Source organism: Pseudomonas sp. NFACC14 (assembly GCF_900106885.1).
Classification (GTDB): Bacteria; Pseudomonadota; Gammaproteobacteria; order Pseudomonadales; family Pseudomonadaceae; genus Aquipseudomonas; species Aquipseudomonas fluorescens_AA.
In genome coordinates this window covers 59,744-77,285 of record NZ_FNOA01000016.1, presented here as the reverse complement: position 1 = coordinate 77,285, position 17,542 = coordinate 59,744, and the positions used below count along the sequence as shown (strand labels likewise).

The window sequence follows — 17,542 nt, the reverse complement described above, 5'->3', positions numbered from 1 at the left end:
CGCACTCCACAAGGCCAGACCCTCGCAGCCGACGGTTCCGACCGCACTCCACTGGGCGAAGCCTTGGCAGCTGACGGTGGTGACCGCGTGATCGAACGCAACAGTGCAGTGAGCTGAGCCTATGGTGGCCCAGAAAAAAGCCCGATTCCTGCAATCGGGCTTTTGACTTTTCAACCCCCTCGTTTTCCCCGCCCGATCCCTCTCTACCGTTCGACGTCGACAAAGCCGATTTGCTAGAGTGCATCGCTTCCGTGACCAGAAGCCAGCCCTGCGATGCTGCCCCGCGCCGAACAGAAACAACAGACCCGAATTGCCCTGATGGACGCAGCCCGTCATTTGATGGAGTGCGGCCGGGGCTTCGGTAGCCTGAGCCTGCGGGAAGTCGCCCGGACGGCAGGCATCGTGCCCACCGGGTTCTACCGGCACTTCGAGGACATGGACCAACTGGGCCTGGCGTTGGTCAGCGAAGTCGGCCAGACCTTCCGCGAGACCATCCGCCTGGTACGCCACAACGAGTTCGTCATGGGCGGCATTATCGATGCGTCGGTGCGGATCTTTCTCGATGTGGTGCAAGCCAACCGATCCCAATTCCTGTTCCTGGCCCGCGAGCAATACGGCGGCTCCCTGCCGGTGCGCCAGGCCATCGCCCAATTGCGCGAAGGCATCAGTTCGGACCTGGCCGCCGACCTGGCCTTGATGCCCAAGTTGCAGCACCTGGACCTGGCCGCCCTGGGCGTGATGGCCGACCTCATCGTCAAGAGCGTGTTCGCCACCCTGCCGGACATCATCGACCCACCGGCCCAAGCCCTCCCCGAACACCTCACGCCCCAGGCGAAGATTACCCAGCAACTGCGGTTCATCTTCATTGGCCTCAAGCATTGGCAAGGGTTGGGCAGTACCGAATAGACCCCGCATGTACCCACTGTGGGAGCGAGCTTGCTCGCGATAGCGTTGGGTCAGTCAGCATTGATGCCACTGACAGACCGCAATCGCGAGCAAGCTCGCTCCCACAGGTTCTTTTTGCATTCGCCGCAAAATGGTGCGCGATATCCCAGCGCGCACCAATATGGCACGCAATCCGCCCCATCCTGAAACGCCATCCCAGCTATTTCCTACACCTTCTTCGATTGGCAAGCCCCTTGCTCTAAACACAACACCGTTCATTGCTGGAAGCACTCCGATGCTGGTGATCCACCGCAGAATCGACACTCAACCGCGCTGGGACGCCGAGCTGCAGCTGACCTTCGACGCCCGCAGCAAAAGCCGCCTGCGCTGTTTCAGTGCCGAAGGTGAAGACGTGGGGTTGTTCCTGGAACGAGGCCAGCCGCCGCTGTACGACGGCGAATGCCTGCAGGCCGAAGACGGGCGCATCGTGCGCGTCCGCGCCCGCGCCGAACAATTGCTGCACGTCACCTGCGCCAACGCCTTCGAACTGACCCGCGCCGCCTATCACCTGGGCAATCGCCACGTGGCCCTGCAAGTGGGCGATGGCTGGCTGCGCCTGCTGGACGACTACGTGCTCAAGGCGATGCTCGAGCAACTGGGCGCCAGCGTCGAATCCATCGAAGCCCCGTTCCAGCCAGAACACGGTGCCTATGGCGGCGGCCATCATCATTCCCGGCACGGCGACGAAGACTTCAACTACGCGCCGCGCCTGCATCAGTTTGGCGTGCGCACATGAACCCGGCCTGGGCGCTGCTGCGTCTGGCCAGCCCGCAGCTGCCGATTGGCGGCTACAGCTATTCCCAGGGGCTGGAGATGGCGGTGGACAACGGCCAGGTGAAAAACCCCGACGACGCGCGGCGCTGGATCAGCGATCAATTGCTGCTGAACCTGGCACGCTTCGAAGCGCCCTTGCTGCTGGCGCACTGCACCGCAGCCGCCGCTGACGACTGGGACGCGCTGCTGCGACGTTGCGAAGAGCACCGCGCCAGCCGGGAAACCCGCGAGCTGTATCAGGAAAGCCGGCAGATGGGCTACTCGCTGCAGCAATTACTCGCAGGCCTGCCGGAACTCGACCACGCCGCGCGAGGCTTTCTCGAACAGCGCAGCGAGCCGCACCTGGCGCTGGGCTGGGCTCTGGCCGCCCGCGCCTGGCAGATAGCCCCCCAGGACGCCCTCGCCGCCTGGCTGTGGAGTTGGCTGGAGAACCAACTGGCGGTGCTGATGAAAACCCTGCCCCTGGGCCAGCAAGCGGCCCAGCGCCTGACCAGCGAACTGCTGCCGCTGTTGCAACAGGCCCAGCACGACGCCTCGAACATCGACCCCGATCATTACGGCAGCGCCGCGTTTGGCCTGTCCCTGGCGTGCATGGCCCATGAGCGCCAGTACAGCCGTCTGTTCCGTTCCTAGGAGACACACATGAATACACAACCTCTGCGCGTCGGTATCGGCGGCCCGGTGGGCTCCGGCAAGACCGCCCTGACCCTGGCCCTGTGCCTGGCTCTACGTGAACGCTACAACCTGGCGGTGGTCACCAATGACATCTACACCCGCGAAGACGCCGACTTCCTGGTGCGCAACGAAGCCCTGGCGCCGGAGCGGATCATCGGCGTGGAAACCGGCGGCTGCCCGCACACGGCGATTCGCGAAGATGCGTCGATCAACCTTGAAGCGGTGGACCAGTTGAACCGGCGCTTCCCGGGCCTGGACCTGATCCTGGTGGAATCGGGCGGCGACAACCTGTCGGCGACCTTCAGCCCCGAGCTGTCGGACCTGACGATCTATGTGATCGACGTCTCGGCCGGCGACAAGCTGCCACGCAAGGGCGGGCCGGGCATCTGCAAATCCGACCTGCTGGTCATCAACAAAATCGACCTGGCCCCGCTGGTGGGCGCGTCCCTGGAGATGATGGACAGCGACACCCGGCGTATGCGCAACGGCAAGCCTTTCGTGTTCAGCAACCAGAAGACCGGCCAAGGCCTGGACGACATCATCACCTTCATCGAGCGCCAGGGTTTGCTGAGCGCCGCCTGATTTTTCGACTGACAACAAGGAAGCTTACCCATGACGTTCAAACGCATCCTCGGCGCCCTCGCCCTGCTGCTGACCCCGGCCCTGGCCTTCGCCCATCCCGGCCACGGCGACAATGGCCTGATCGCCGGCCTCGGCCACCCCATCGGCGGGCTCGACCACTTGCTGGCGATGCTGGCGGTGGGTTTGTGGGCTGCGCAACAACAAGGCGCCGCGCGCTGGGCACTGCCGTGCACCTTCGTCGGTACGATGCTGCTTGGCGGCCTGCTGGGCTTTGAAGGCCTGGACCTGCCGGCGCTGGAAAGCGGGATCGCCGCCTCCGTGCTCGCCCTGGGCCTGGCGGTGGCACTGGCGGTGCGTCCGCCGTTGAGCCTGGCGGTCGGTGCAACCGCCCTGTTTGCACTTTTCCATGGCGTGGCCCATGGCTTGGAACTGCCGGACATGTCGAGCCCGTGGGCCTATGCGGCAGGCTTTGTCGCGGCCACGGCGGCGCTGCATGGCGCAGGTTTTGCGCTGGTGCGGGTGTTGCCGCAAGCGGCGGCCCCGTTGGTCAGGTTGGCCGGGGCGGCTTCGGCGGGGGCTGGGGTGTGGTTGTTGGCCAGCTGAATCTTTAGCGCCTGCCTGGCCGCCATCGCGAGCAAGCTCGCTCCCACAGTCTGTTCGGGATCGGTGTGTACCAGCCCCTGTGGGAGCGAGCTTGCTCGCGATGACGGACTTGCAAGCGCCATCTCTCTGGAGTCGGTCACTCTGCTACCATGTCGCGCAATCGCCCCCAGCCGTGACGACCTCCACCGATGCCTGATGCTTCCCGCCCCGCCCCCCAGCCTGAATTGATCGCCCTGTTCGCAACAGTGCGTCAGCATTTTCACGACGTGATCGTGCCAATGTGGCAAGGCCCGGGTTGGAACGCCGAACTGGCGCTGCCCTATGAATCCCTGGATGCCGGACATGCGCCGCTGCCGCCCCAGCGCTACCGCGCCATGGCCTGTGCGCGACAGTTGTATGTGTTCGCCAGCCTGATTGGCGAAGTCCCCCAGGCCGAGGAGCGGGCCGGTGCCCTGTTCCGCTCGTTGCAACGGCATTTCCACGATGCCGAACACGGCGGCTGGTTCTACAGCATCGACCCCCAAGGCGCGCCGCTGGACACCGGCAAAGACCTCTACACCCACGCCTTTATCCTGTTCGCCTGCGCCCATTACTGGGACAAGGTCCGCGAGCCGCTGGTGGAATCGGTGCTCAACGCCAGCCTGGAGGTCATCGCCCAGCGCTTTGCCAGCGCGGAAGGTCTCTACGAAGCCAGCCTCAAGCGCGATTGGTCAATGACCGGCTCCGGCCCTCTGCAAAACCCCTTGATGCACCTGGCCGAAGCTTTCCTCGCCACGCTCTCGGTCCGCGAGGATGCCAACGTCCGCCAACCATTGCTGAGCTTGTGCGACGGGATGGCCAAGCATTTCATCGAGCCGCAGCAACGGGTCATGATGGAAAAACCGCTCAAGGCTGTGGATAACTGGTTCGAGCCGGGGCACCAGTTCGAATGGTATTACTTGCTGGCCTCATCGCCGCTGTTGCGCAACGGCAAGCTGCACACCGCCCTGGAGCGCAGCTTCGACCATACCGAACAACGCGGCGTCGATCCGGAATCCGGCGCCGTGTGCGCGATGCTGGACCAGGAACCACAAGCAAGCCCGCGCGATGCCACCCAACGCATCTGGGCTCAGGCCGAGTACCTGCGGGCACTGACATTACGCCCTGGCAACCAGGGAGTGTTACTGCGTCAATTGCAGGCCTTGCAGCAGCATTTCCTCCATGCCAGGGGCTGGAACGAATGCCTGGACGCCGATGGCATGGTCAGCCGTCGGGACATGCCGTCCACCACGCCGTATCACCTGCTGACCTGCTATCGCGGGCTGGCCGATTACCTGGCGTAACGCCTCTGTGGCGAGGGGATTTATCCCCGCTGGGCTGCGCAGCAGCCCTAAAAAGATAAATCATGGGCTCAGGTCTTAGGGGAGCTACGCTCCCAACGGGGATAAATCCCCTCACCACAGGCTCTCCCGCTACGCCTTGTTGCGCTCGATGGCAAACCCGGCCCAGGTCTGGCTCACCGGCATCAGCTCCAGGCTGTTGATGTTGATGTGCGCCGGTGTGTTGAGCACCCAGAAAATCGTATCGGCGATGTCCTGTGGCTGGATCGGCTCGGCGCCGGCATAAGTCGCGTTGTAGCGCTCCTGGTCGCCACCGAAGCGCACCAGGGAGAACTCGCTCTCGCACAGGCCCGGCTCGATGTTGCTCACCCGCACGCCCGTGCCTTGCAGGTCGCAACGCAGGTTCAGGGAGAACTGTTTGACGAACGCCTTGCTCGCGCCATACACGTGGCTGCCCGGATACGGGTAGTTGCCGGCGATGGAGCCCAGGTTGACGATCCCGGCGCCACGGCCGTGGGCGATCAGCCGCGGCAACAGCAGGCGCGTGCTGTAGATCAGCCCTTTGACGTTGGTGTCGACCATGGTGTCCCAGTCATCGAGGTCGCACTTGGGGGCCGGGTCGACGCCCAGGGCCAGGCCGGCATTGTTGATCAGCCCGCGCAGCTTGGCGAAGGATGGCGGCAGGTTGGCGATGGCCTCTTCCATGGCCTTGCGATCCCGCACATCCAGGACCAGGCCATGGACTTCGGTCTGCTTCGACAACTCGGCACACAGGGCATTGAGGCGTTCTTCACGACGACCGGTCAGCACCAGTTTCCAACCGGCCTCGGCAAACCGACGGGCACAGGCTTCACCAAAACCGGACGTCGCGCCGGTGATAAACAGGGTGTCAGACATCGTGTTCTCCTTGTTTGAACTTCAAAAGCCATTGAATGGAAATCGGCCCACAGCATGCCCGGCCTGGCACGCCAGGGGCAAGGCTTGCGCATGAGCTTTTGGCCCACGGCTGCTCATAAAACAACCAATCCACGCCAGGCCTTTCCCAACAAGGCCCGCAGCCGGTTGCTCGCACCTTATCCACAGGCACGTCCACAGTAATCGGGGGCAAGTGAAAATCCCGCAGGCCGCTGTGCATAAGGCTTTTCGGGGTATTTGGAAAATTTTTTCGCTTGACCCTGCAAGAGAGGTTGTGCAGCGCAAGTTATCTGCTATAAGCCAGCGCAAAATAGGCGATGGCTCCAAGCCAGTAACTACGGCCCTCAGCGCGGTCTTTCCAGAGTTTAGTCACAGACTTATCCACAGGCTTGCCCACACTCTTTCCAGTCCATTCCCGCGCTCATAAAAGTGTTGACAACAGCCGCTCCCGGCTGACCAAAAACGCCTGATCAAAAAATGATCACAGCCCTGCAAGCCACGTATTCAAAGGCTTGCAGCCAGCTACTCCCACGTTACCCACAGCCAGTTCCACAGCAAACGGGGACAAGTCAAAACCGTGACAAAACAACTGTTTGCGGCGACTTTATGTCGCGGTTTCGCAGGGGCTCAGGATTGTTGTCCACAATTGTGAAAAACATACAAAGCCCTGTGGGAGCGAGCTCGCTCGCGATAGCTTTAGTTCAATCAACATTGATGTCGGCTGACCCGCCGCCATCGCGAGCAAGCTCGCTCCCACAAGGGTGGGTGGTGGTTTGAAGGGATAAAAAAACCGGCGATCTCTCGCCGGTTTTTTCATTACAGCAGCCGCCTCAATGCCCGCCCAGGTACGCGTTGCGCACTTCCTCGTTGGCGAGCAGTTCCTTGCCGGTGCCAGTCAGGCGGATTTCTCCGTTGACCATCACATAGGCCCGGTCCGACAGCCTCAAGGCGTGGTTGGCGTTCTGTTCCACCAGGAAGATGGTCATCCCGGTGGACGCCAGTTCACGCAGGGTGGCGAAGATCTGTTTCACCACGATCGGCGCCAGCCCCAGGCTCGGCTCATCGAGCAGCAACAACTTGGGCCGGCTCATCAATGCCCGGGCGATGGCGAGCATTTGCTGCTCGCCACCGGACATGGTCATGGCCCGCTGGTTGCGGCGCTCCTTGAGCCGCGGAAACAGCTCGAACATGCGCTGCATATCTTCGCTGGCGTATTTGTCACCAATGGGAATGGTGCCCATCAACAGGTTTTCCTCGACGGTCATGTCCGGGAATACCCGTCGCCCTTCCGGTGACTGCGCGATGCCGTTGGAGGCAATGTAGTGCGACGACTTGTGGGTGATGTCCACGCCCTGGTAGATGATCTGCCCGCCCGCCGCACGGGGCTGGCCGAAGATGGACATCAGCAACGTGGACTTGCCGGCACCGTTGGAGCCGATCAGGCTCACGGTTTCACCTTCGCCAATGTGCATCGAGACCTTTTTCAGGGCCTGGATCGGCCCGTAGAACACGTCCAACTCCTTGAGTTCGAGGATAGGTCCACTCATACCAGTTCCTCTTCGTCGGCACCCAGGTAGGCCGCGATCACCTTCGGATCGTTGCGAATCGCCTCGGGACCGCCCTCGGCGATCACGTTGCCGTGGTCCAGCACCACGATGTGATCGGAAATGCTCATTACCATGCCCATGTCGTGTTCGATCAGCACCACGGTCAGATCATGCTCGTCGCGCAGCAGCCGGATCATCGCGCTCAGCGCTTCGGTTTCCTGAGGGTTGAGGCCGGCGGCCGGTTCGTCGAGGCAGATGATCTGCGGGCGCGTGCACATGGCCCGGGCGATTTCCAGGCGCCGCTGCTGACCGTAGGAAAGCTCGCCCGCCAGACGGTTGGCGCAATCCACCAGGTCCACCACTTCCAGCCAATAGAACGCATGGTCCAGGGCGTCGCTTTCGGCCTTGCGGTAGCCCTTGGTGTTGAGGATACCCGCCAGCATGCTGCGGTTGACCCACATGTGCTGGGCCACCAGCAGGTTTTCCAGCACCGACATTTCCTTGAACAGGCGAATGTTCTGGAAGGTGCGCGCCAAACCGGCGCGGTTCACCAGGTGGGTGCCGCCGAACATCTTGTAGTACAGCCGGCTGGCGAAGGACTTCGGCGACACGAAGTCCGTCGGGCGAAACGCTTCTCCCAACAGCTTGATGACGTTGGTTTGTTCGCCACGCACGTTGAGCTCGATCTTGCCGCCCGTGGCCTTGTAGAAACCGGTCAGGCAGTTGAACACCGTGGTCTTGCCCGCGCCGTTGGGGCCGATCAGGGCAAAGATCGAGTTGCGCTTGACTTGCAGGCTGACATCGCTGAGGGCCTTGATGCCACCGAACTGCATCATCAGGCTTTCAACTTTGAGTACGACTTCGCTCATGGCGCTACCCCCTTGCGCGGCGTCACGCCGGTACGGCTGATACGGATCAGGCCGCGAGGGCGCCAGATCATCATCAACACCATCAGTACGCCGAACAGCAGCACCCGGTATTCGGAGAAGCTGCGCAGCAGCTCCGGCGCCACGGTGAGCACAAATGCCGCGATCACCACGCCGACCGTCGAGCCCATGCCGCCGAGCACGACGATCGCCAGGATCAGCGCCGATTCGAAGAAGGTGAACGACGACGGGTTTACGAAGCCTTGGTAGCTGGCGAAGAACACCCCGGCCAGGCCAGCCGTGGACGCACCAATGGTGAACGCCGAGAGCTTGACCAATACATGGTTCAGGCCCATGGAGCGGCAGGCGATTTCATCCTCGCGCAGGGCTTCCCAGGCACGACCGACCGGCATGCGGGTCAGGCGATGCTTGACGTAGAGCACCAGCAGTACGGTGATGAACAACACGATGTAGATGAACAGGAATTTGAGGTTGGGGTTGTAGTCGATGCCGAAGAACTCATGGAACGGCACCCCGCCATCCTTCGCCCGCCGGCCGAATTCCAGGCCCAGGAAAGTCGGTGAAGGCACCGGCATGCCATTCGGCCCACCGGTGAACGACAGCCAGTTGTTGAGCACCAGGCGAATGATCTCGCCAAAGCCCAGGGTCACGATGGCCAGGTAGTCACCGTGCATTCGCAACACCGGGAAGCCCAATATGCACCCCGCCATCGCCGCCGCGATGGCCGCCAGCGGCAGCACCGTCCAGAAGCCTAGCCCCAGGTATTGGTAGCCCAGCGCCAGGCCATAGGCGCCGATGGCGTAGAACGCCACGTAACCCAGGTCGAGCAGCCCCGCCAGGCCGACCACGATGTTCAGGCCAAGGCCCAACAGAACATAGATCAGCCCGAGAATGACCACCGTGAGCACGTACTTGTTGGCGAAGAACGGAAACACGATGGCAATCACGATCAGTGCCGGGATGACCCAGCGCAGCCGCGATTTGTAATCCGGTGGCAGCACGTGCACGCCGGAGCCGGTGCTTTCGAAACCCTGGAGAATCTTCAGTCCCTTGGGGGTTTGCAGGAACAGGCTCAAGACAAAGCGCCCGACCATCACGATCGCCACCAGCCAGCCGACGCGGGCCGGTTGCAGGTTGAAGCTGTAGCCGTCGAGCACCACGCCGACAATGGGCCCGAACACGATCAGCGAGATCAGGCCAGCCAGGATCGCGTCGATGACGCTCTGTTTGATATCAAGCGGTTTATTGGCAGCAGACATACTTATACCTTCGCCACGAGTGGGCGACCCAACAGGCCTTGGGGACGGAAAATCAGAATCAGCACCAGCAGCGAGAAACTGAACACGTCTTTGTAGTCGGAGTTGATCAGACCGGAGAACAGCGACTCGGAAATCCCGAGGATGATCCCGCCGAGCATGGCCCCAGGCAGGGAACCGATGCCGCCGAGTACCGCCGCGGTGAACGCCTTGATGCCGATGATGAAGCCGGCATAGAAATCGAATGTGCCGTAGTTCATGGTGATCAGCACGCCGGCCAGGGCCGCCATGGCCGCACCGATGATGAATACGTAGGAAATCACCCGGTCGGTGTTGATCCCCAGGATCGAGGCCATCTTGCGGTCTTGCTGGGTGGCGCGGCACATGCGTCCGAGCTTGGTGTACTTGATGATGTAGGTCAGCAACGCCATCCCGGCGAATGCGGCGATCAGGATGAAGATCTTGGTGTAAGTGAGCTGGACGAAACCGCTGCCGATGTCGAGGCGCATGGCACCTTCGAGCAGCGTCGGGACACCCTGTTGACGGGCACCCTGGCTGATCTGTGCGTAGTTCTGCAGGATCAGCGAAATACCGATGGCACTGATCAGCGGTGCCAGCCGGGTCGAGTTGCGCAGGGGTTTATAGGCGACGCGTTCGATGACCCAGCCGTAGACCCCGGTGACCACCACCGTGAACACGAGCGTGCCAAGGATCATGAGCGGAAAGGATTCGATACCGAAGTAAGCCAGCAGAGCCAGACTGATTGCCGCGAGGTAAGCGGAAATCATGTAAACCTCGCCGTGGGCGAAGTTGATCATGCCGATGATGCCGTAGACCATTGTGTAGCCGATGGCGATCAGACCATAGACCGACCCTAGGGTCAGGCCATTGATCAGTTGCTGCAGGAAAATACCATCCATAACGCAATCTCACGCAGTGAGAACCTGCACACCTTCGGGTGCGCGGTTCTTCTAAGGAAAATACAGATTAACGTCGGAGCAATGTCAGGCACGACCGGCACGCGCCCTTTGGAAACCGGGGTTTGCCCGGCCCCCAAAGGAGGCGTCGTTGACGGTCGCGTCAGCCCTTACTTCTGTTTTTCCAACTGGTGGTATTTGCCGTCCTTGTCCCACTGATAGACCACGTAGTCGGAGACTTTCAAGTCGCCCTTGGTATCCCATTCCTTCTTGCCCATCACGGTCTGGACGGGGTTGGCCTTGAGCCACTTGGCCGCGTCATCGCCTTTGTTGGACTTGGCGCCATTGAAGGCGGCGGCCAGGGCCTGGACCGAAGCGTAGGCGTACAGGGTGTAGCCTTCCGGCTCGGTGCCGTTCTTGCGGAACTCGTCAACCACGGCCTTGCTGTCTGGCAGCAGGCGCGGATCGGCGCCGAAGGTCATGTACACGCCGTCGACATACTGCGCACCACCGGCGGTGGTGACCAGTTCGTCGGTGACGATGCCGTCGTCGGACATGAATTTCACGTCCTTGAGGCCTTGCTCACGCAACTGGCGAACCAGCGGGCCGGCTTCCGGGTGCAGGCCACCGAAATAGACCACGTCGGCGCCCGTCGAACGGATCTTGGTCACCACGGCGCTGAAGTCTTTTTCGCCGCGGGTCAACCCCTCGTACAGCACTGGCTTGACACCACGCTTCTCGAGCTGGGCCATGGTTGCATCCGCCAGGCCCTGGCCGTAGGTGTCCTTGTCGTGCAGTACCGCGACTTTCTTGCCCTTGAGCACGTCGACGATGTAGTCGCCCGCCACGATGCCTTGCTGGTCATCACGACCGCACATGCGGAACATCGCGCTCAGGCCACGCTCGGTGACTTTCGGGTTGGTCGAACCGGGGGTGATGGCAATGATGCCGGCTTCGTCATAGACCTCGGAGGCCGGGATGGTATTGGACGAGCAGAAGTGCCCGACCACGCCGATCACCTTGTCCTGCTCCACCAGGCGGTTGGCCACGGCCACGGCCTGCTTGGGCTCGCAGGCGTCGTCGCCGGCCACCAGGACAATTTTCTCGCCGTTGACGCCACCGGCCTTGTTGATGACATCGGCTGCCGCCTGGGCACCCTTCATGTACTGCTCGCCGAATGCGGCGTTGGCGCCAGTCATCGGCCCCGCCACACCGAATTTCACGTCAGCCTGGGCAAACGCAGAAACACCCAGCGCAGCTGCCACTGCGAGGGCCAGGAAACCTTTCTTGTAAAACGTCTGGGACATGAGGTGGTGCTCCAAGGTTTTTTTTAGTTGGCACTGCGACTTCATTTCACTGAAAAGCTCAGAGCAAGGGCCGTGCCATCGGTTTTTTATTCTGAAAAAAGTCGCTGCTTTATTGTTATTTCGACTGTTTCGGGCCCTTTTTCATGGGGCGTGCAACCGTCTAAACCGCACAAGGTGCAACCTTTTGTCCAAACGGGTAAAACCCTTCATGAGCCATCATTGCAACCATCGCGCGAAACGGCGTGCAACCACTGTGTAACAACCCACGTCACCGAACTGCACACTGTCGGTGCGCGACTGCTACAACCCGCACCATAACAGGCTAGACGCTACGCCGGAAAACGCGGCGTCCAGCAACAATTTTCGTCACTCAAATGACGATCCGCAGGCACTGGCCCGCGTGATACAGCGAAAAGCCCGCCTCATACAGGCAACTGCGCAATCCCACCCCGGCCAGCGGCTGCATGGGGGCGAAAGGGATAGGCAGGGCCTGGGTATTGCCGTGACACAGGTAATCGGCGAACGCCTTGCCGACCACCGTACCGGTGGTTACGCCCCGGCCGTTGTAGCCGGTTACGGCCACCAGCCCGGGAGCGGGTTCGAACAGGCGCATCAAGTGATCGGGGGTGAAGGCGATGCAACCGGTCCAGGTGCACTCCCACTCCACCGGCTTGAGATAAGGAAAGTAGTGCTGCTGCACCCGGTCGGCCCAGGCCTTGAGGAACCAGGTCGGCTTGCGGTTGCCGTTGCCCAGGCTGCCCAGCAGCAAACGACCGTCCTTGTCCCGCCGGATGCTGCTCAGCACCTGGCGGGTATCCCACGAGCCCTGCCCGCCCGGCAGAATGCGTTGGGCGGCTTCGTCGGTCAGCGGGACGGAAGCGACCTGATAGTAATAACCCGGGAAGAAATTGCGCCGCAGTTCGGTCCAATCACCCTCGGTATAGGCATTGGAGGCAATCACCACCTGCTCGGCCAGTACCGAACCCTGGGCGGTCTGCACCGACCAGCGCTGGCCTTGACGTTCCAGGCGCGTCACCGGCGAATGGTCGAACAACTGGCCACCAAGGTCCGTGGCGGCCTTGGCCAGCCCGCTGGTGTAGGCCATCGGATTGAGCGTGCCGGCGCGGCGGTCGAGCAAGGCCGCGGCGATTTTCGAGGTGCCTGTCGCCTCGGCACAGGCCTGGCCGGTGAGCAATTCCACCGGGGCGCCACGGCGCTTCCATTGAGCTTCGCGACTGCGCAGGTCGGCTTCGCCCCGGGCGTTATGGGCCATGTGCAAGGTGCCTTCGCGGCGCAACTGGCAATCGATGTTGTATTTATCGATGAGGCTGAACACCAGGGCCGGCGCGGCTCCCAACATGCGGTTGAGCTGGCTGCCCACTGCCTCGCCGAATCCGGCCTCGATGTCATCCGGCGGGATCCACAGCCCGGCGTTCACCAGGCCGACGTTGCGCCCCGATCCGCCATGCCCGGCCCGATGGGCTTCCAGCACAGCCACGCGCTTGCCTTGTTCGAGCAAGTGCACCGCCGCCGACAGCCCGGTGAAGCCGGCACCTATCACGCAGACATCCACCGTGACCTCGCCGGTGAGCGGAGTATTTTCAGGCCTTTGCGGCGTCAGTCTTTCCCACAGACATTCTTCGCGTAACGGCATTGCCAGACTCCAGACAGAAACCCAACAAACACATGATTCAATTGTGGGAGCGAGCCTGCTCGCGATGGCGCAGTACCCATCAACATAGTTGCCAACCGGACCGACGCCATCGCGAGCAGGCTCGCTCCCACAGGGATTTTCGTTGACCGGACTTCAGTCGAAGGTAATCCCCTGGGCCAACGGCAACTCCAGCGAGTAGTTCACGGTGTTGGTCTGGCGGCGCATGTAGCCGCGCCACGCATCGGAGCCGGATTCGCGACCGCCGCCGGTTTCTTTTTCGCCACCGAATGCGCCGCCGATTTCCGCGCCACTCGGGCCGATGTTGACGTTGGCGATGCCGCAGTCGCTGCCCACGGCCGACATGAACTGCTCGGCTTCACGCACGTCGGTGGTGAAGATGCAGGACGACAGGCCCTGGGGCACGGCATTGTTCAGGTGCAGGGCTTCGGCGAAGTCCTTGTAGCCGACCACGTACAGGATCGGTGCGAAGGTTTCGTGGCGCACCACATCACTCTGTTCGGGCATCTCGACGATGGCCGGCGAGACGTAGTAGGCATTCGGGAACTGGTCTTCGAGCTGGCGCTTGCCACCAAACACGCGCCCGCCTTCGCTCAGGGCCTGCTCCAGCGCGTCCTGCATGCCGTCGAAGCTGTGCTTGTCGATCAGTGGCCCGACCAGATTGCCTTCCAGCGGATGACCGATGCGCACTTTCGAGTAGGCGGCCTTGAGGCGGGTGACGATCTCTTCCTTCACCGATTCGTGGGCGATCAGCCGGCGCAGGGTGGTGCAACGCTGGCCGGCGGTGCCGACGGCGCTGAACAGGATGGCGCGCACGGCCATGTCCAGGTCGGCGCTCGGCGCCAGGATCATGGCGTTGTTACCGCCCAGTTCGAGGATGCTGCGGGCGAAACGCGCGGCGACTTTCGGTGCCACTTCTCGGCCCATGCGGGTGCTGCCGGTGGCGCTGATCAAGGCCACGCGCGGGTCATCCACCAGGGCTTCACCGGCATCGCGACCGCCAATGATCACCTGGCTCAGGTACGGTGGTGCGTCGCTGAAGTTCTTCAGCACCCGCTCGAACAGCGCCTGGCACGCCAGGGCGGTGAGCGGGGTCTTTTCCGAGGGTTTCCAGATCACCGAGTTGCCGCAGACCAGGGCCAGCGTGGTGTTCCAGGCCCAGACCGCGACAGGGAAGTTGAAGGCACTGATCACCCCGACCACACCCAGCGGGTGCCAGGATTCACGCATGTGGTGGCCCGGACGCTCGGAGGCGATGGTCAGGCCGTACAGCTGGCGGGACAGGCCGACGGCGAAGTCGCAGATGTCGATCATCTCCTGTACTTCACCCAGGCCTTCCTGGGTGATCTTGCCGGCTTCCCACGACACCAGCTCGCCGAGGTCGGCCTTGTACTCACGCAACAGGTCGCCGAATTGACGCACCAGTTCGCCGCGACGCGGGGCCGGCACCTGGCGCCACAGGTCGAAGGCGTGTTCGGCACGGCTGACCTGCTGCTCGACTTCAGCGGCGCCTTCCCAGTTCACGGCGCCGATGCGGCTGCCATCGATAGGCGAATGCACCGGCTGTGCGCCGCCCTGGTACAAGGCCGGATTGACGCCCAGACGATCAAGCAATGCAGCAACCATGGGGTAACTCCTCTAAACGAGCGATAAAAGATTGGCGGACGGACCATCACCGTACGCTCAGGCCTCTAGTTTTAGCTGGCCCGAGTCTTGCCAACAAACGACCATTAAGCGAGATATCATTCCGTTTATTCATGCTGCCCCTGACTCGATTTATAGAGCAACAAGAAAAAAGGCCCTCGTCATGCTCAACAAGCGCTATTTACCGTCGATCACCGCACTCCAGTGCTTCGAAGCCGTGACTCGCCACCTGAGCTTTACCCGTGCCGCCGAAGAACTCCATCTGACCCAGAGCGCCGTCAGCAAACAGGTCGCCCAGCTCGAGGAACTGTTGCAGCACCTGCTGTTTCGGCGTGTGCGTCGCCGCTTGCAACTGACACCGGCCGGTGAGTTGTACTTGGGGGAAGTGCGAAAAATCCTTACCCAGGTGGAGATGTCCACTCACTACCTGCGCTCCTACGGCGGCGATACCGAAGTGCTGCGTGTTTCCACGCCTCCGACCTTCGGTGCCCGCTGGCTGGTCCCGCGCCTGAAGGGTTGGCGGTTGCGTCATCCGAAAATTCATCTGGACCTGTGCAGCGAGCAGGAAGCCGACGATTTGCAGCAGGGGCGCAGCGACCTGGCGTTCTACTTCGGCCAGGGTTCGCGCCCTGGCACCGAGTCCCGGAGACTGTTCGACGAAGAGCTGGTGCCGGTCTGCGCGCCCGGCAGCCTGCCTGACCAGGCCTTCACCGACCCGACCCAACTGGCCGAGCTGGTGCTGCTGCAAAACGCCTCGCGCCCCCAGGCCTGGCACGACTGGTTCGACAGCCAGGGCTACCACACCGAACACAGCTACCACGGGCCACGCTTCGAAACCTTCTACATGTGCATCCGGGCCGCCCAGGTCGGCTGCGGCGTCGCCCTGCTGCCGCGGTTTCTGGTGGAAGAAGAACTGGCCGATGGCAAACTGATCATTCCCTGGCAGCATGCGATGCCAAGCACCGATGCTTACTACTTGGCCTACCCGGAACATTCGGCGGAGGTGCCCAAGGTGCGGCTTTTCGTGGAGTGGATGCTGGAACAGCTCGATAGTCCGGATGCACTGTAGGAGCTGCCGAAGGCTGCGATCTTTTGATCTTTCGGTTGAGACTCAATGGGCTGGGGAAAGATCGCAGCCTCGCTTCGCTCGACAACTCCTACGGGTAATTTCCCTCAGCAGTGACTAAAAAACGCTGGCAATCACCACGATGGATATGCGCCACTAGCCCTTCACCACAACGCGCCGCACCCCGCTGCCCGCCGCAGCGGCCTGTCTGGAGAACCCTATGAGCGAGAGCGTATTTGCCGATCGTATCGTGCAGAACCTGCTCGACACCGACTTCTACAAACTGACGATGATGCAGGCGGTGCTGCACAACTACCCCAACGTCGAAGTCGAGTGGGAGTTTCGTTGCCGCAACAGCGAAGACCTGCGTCCGTACCTGGCGGAGATCCGCTTCCAGATCGAGCGCCTGGCGGAGCTGAGCCTGAGCGCCGACCAGTTGGGTTTCCTGGAACGTATCAGCTTTCTCAAGCCGGACTTCCTGCGGTTCCTGGGACTGTTTCGCTTCAACCTGCGCTACATCCACACCGGCATCGACAACGGCGAGCTGTTCATCCGCCTGCGCGGCCCCTGGTTGCACGTGATTCTGTTCGAAGTGCCGCTGCTGGCCATTGTCAGCGAAGTGCGCAATCGCTATCGCTACCGTGAAATCGTCCTGGAGCAGGCCCGCGAGCAGCTGTATCGCAAGTTCGACTGGCTGAGCGCCAACGCCAGCGCCGACGAGCTGTCCGAACTGCAGGTCGCGGATTTCGGCACCCGTCGGCGGTTTTCCTTCCGCGTCCAGGAAGAAGTGGTCAACGTGCTCAAGCATGATTTCCCCGGGCGTTTCGTCGGCACCAGTAACGTGCACCTGTCCCGGGAGCTGGACATGAAACCCCTGGGCACCATGGCCCATGAGTGGATAATGGCCCACCAGCAACTGGGCCCGCGGCTGATCGACAGCCAGATCGCCGCCCTCGACTGCTGGGTGCGCGAATACCGCGGCCTGTTGGGGATCGCGCTGACCGACTGCATCACCATGGATGCCTTCCTCAAGGATTTCGATCTGTTCTTCGCCAAGCTGTTCGACGGCTTGCGCCATGACTCCGGCGACCCGGTGATCTGGGGCGAAAAAGCCATCGCCCACTACCACAAGCTCGGCATCGACCCGATGAGCAAGACACTGGTGTTCTCCGATAGCCTGACATTGCCCAAATGCCTGGAGATTTTTCGGGCGTTGCGTGGTCGCATTAATGTCAGCTTCGGTATCGGCACCAATCTGACCTGTGACATTCCGGGTGTCGAGCCCATGAGCATCGTGCTTAAAATGATCAGCTGTGACGGGCAACCCGTGGCCAAGATTTCAGACGAGCCCGGCAAGACCCACTGCAAGGATCCGAATTTCGTCGCCTACATGCGACACGTTTTCCAAGTACCTGCCGCCCTTTGATACGCAA

The 17,542-nt window shown here is 61.9% G+C and carries 16 protein-coding genes; 8 read left to right on the top strand and 8 right to left on the bottom strand.

Going from position 1 to position 17,542, the window contains the following annotated elements:
* Positions 1-273: 273 nt before the first annotated feature.
* The 6 genes from BLU85_RS21570 (at position 274) to BLU85_RS21545 (ending at position 4,901) form a co-directional block, all read left to right on the top strand.
* Entirely contained in the window at positions 274-906 is a 633-nt protein-coding gene (locus BLU85_RS21570; protein WP_060739390.1) for a TetR family transcriptional regulator, read from the top strand.
* 274 nt (positions 907-1,180) lie between these two features.
* The gene (gene ureE / locus BLU85_RS21565) at positions 1,181-1,681 is read left to right on the top strand and encodes an urease accessory protein UreE (RefSeq protein WP_092205336.1); all 501 of its coding nucleotides are present in this window, start codon (positions 1,181-1,183) and stop codon (positions 1,679-1,681) included.
* On the top strand, positions 1,678-2,352 hold the full coding sequence (locus BLU85_RS21560; RefSeq protein WP_092205335.1) for an urease accessory protein UreF: 675 nt from the start codon (positions 1,678-1,680) through the stop codon (positions 2,350-2,352). The genes ureE and BLU85_RS21560 overlap by 4 nt, the downstream gene beginning before the upstream one ends.
* A gap of 9 nt (positions 2,353-2,361) precedes the next feature.
* On the top strand, positions 2,362-2,976 hold the full coding sequence (gene ureG, locus BLU85_RS21555) for an urease accessory protein UreG (protein ID WP_092205334.1): 615 nt from the start codon (positions 2,362-2,364) through the stop codon (positions 2,974-2,976).
* A gap of 30 nt (positions 2,977-3,006) precedes the next feature.
* Positions 3,007-3,579 carry a HupE/UreJ family protein gene (locus tag BLU85_RS21550; protein ID WP_060739394.1) on the top strand — a complete coding sequence of 191 codons (573 nt, stop codon included), beginning with the start codon at positions 3,007-3,009 and terminating at the stop codon, positions 3,577-3,579.
* A 188-nt stretch (positions 3,580-3,767) separates the two neighbouring features.
* A complete protein-coding gene (locus BLU85_RS21545; protein WP_092205333.1) occupies positions 3,768-4,901 on the top strand; it encodes an AGE family epimerase/isomerase in 1,134 nt (377 codons plus the stop codon).
* A 129-nt stretch (positions 4,902-5,030) separates the two neighbouring features.
* On the opposite strand, the gene BLU85_RS21540 is transcribed toward BLU85_RS21545, so the two are convergent.
* The 8 genes from BLU85_RS21540 to BLU85_RS21500 form a co-directional block, all read right to left on the bottom strand.
* The gene (locus tag BLU85_RS21540) at positions 5,031-5,795 is read right to left on the bottom strand and encodes an SDR family oxidoreductase (RefSeq protein WP_072412002.1); all 765 of its coding nucleotides are present in this window, start codon (positions 5,793-5,795) and stop codon (positions 5,031-5,033) included.
* 848 nt (positions 5,796-6,643) lie between these two features.
* Entirely contained in the window at positions 6,644-7,360 is a 717-nt protein-coding gene (locus BLU85_RS21530) for an ABC transporter ATP-binding protein (RefSeq protein WP_018606262.1), read from the bottom strand.
* Positions 7,357-8,229, bottom strand: coding sequence for an ABC transporter ATP-binding protein (locus tag BLU85_RS21525; protein ID WP_092205332.1), 873 nt, complete (start codon positions 8,227-8,229; stop codon positions 7,357-7,359). Before BLU85_RS21525 ends, BLU85_RS21530 begins: the two co-directional genes overlap by 4 nt.
* On the bottom strand, positions 8,226-9,506 hold the full coding sequence (gene livM / locus BLU85_RS21520; RefSeq protein WP_092205331.1) for a high-affinity branched-chain amino acid ABC transporter permease LivM: 1,281 nt from the start codon (positions 9,504-9,506) through the stop codon (positions 8,226-8,228). Before livM ends, BLU85_RS21525 begins: the two co-directional genes overlap by 4 nt.
* A gap of 2 nt (positions 9,507-9,508) precedes the next feature.
* The gene (locus tag BLU85_RS21515; protein WP_072412007.1) at positions 9,509-10,423 is read right to left on the bottom strand and encodes an ABC transporter permease subunit; all 915 of its coding nucleotides are present in this window, start codon (positions 10,421-10,423) and stop codon (positions 9,509-9,511) included.
* 167 nt (positions 10,424-10,590) lie between these two features.
* A complete protein-coding gene (locus BLU85_RS21510) occupies positions 10,591-11,727 on the bottom strand; it encodes a branched-chain amino acid ABC transporter substrate-binding protein (RefSeq protein WP_092205330.1) in 1,137 nt (378 codons plus the stop codon).
* Between the two features lie 370 nt (positions 11,728-12,097).
* Complete coding sequence (locus BLU85_RS21505) at positions 12,098-13,381, bottom strand: L-pipecolate oxidase (protein ID WP_092205329.1); 1,284 nt, start codon at positions 13,379-13,381, stop codon at positions 12,098-12,100.
* A 153-nt stretch (positions 13,382-13,534) separates the two neighbouring features.
* Positions 13,535-15,025 carry an L-piperidine-6-carboxylate dehydrogenase gene (locus BLU85_RS21500; RefSeq protein WP_092205328.1) on the bottom strand — a complete coding sequence of 497 codons (1,491 nt, stop codon included), beginning with the start codon at positions 15,023-15,025 and terminating at the stop codon, positions 13,535-13,537.
* A 181-nt stretch (positions 15,026-15,206) separates the two neighbouring features.
* On the opposite strand from BLU85_RS21500, the gene BLU85_RS21495 reads away from it, so the two are divergent.
* Positions 15,207-16,112: a LysR family transcriptional regulator gene (locus BLU85_RS21495; protein ID WP_092205327.1), complete on the top strand. Its 906-nt coding sequence runs from the start codon at positions 15,207-15,209 to the stop codon at positions 16,110-16,112.
* Positions 16,113-16,329: 217 nt separating this feature from the next.
* Positions 16,330-17,535, top strand: coding sequence for a nicotinate phosphoribosyltransferase (gene pncB, locus BLU85_RS21490; protein WP_092205326.1), 1,206 nt, complete (start codon positions 16,330-16,332; stop codon positions 17,533-17,535).
* Positions 17,536-17,542 lie beyond the last annotated feature (7 nt).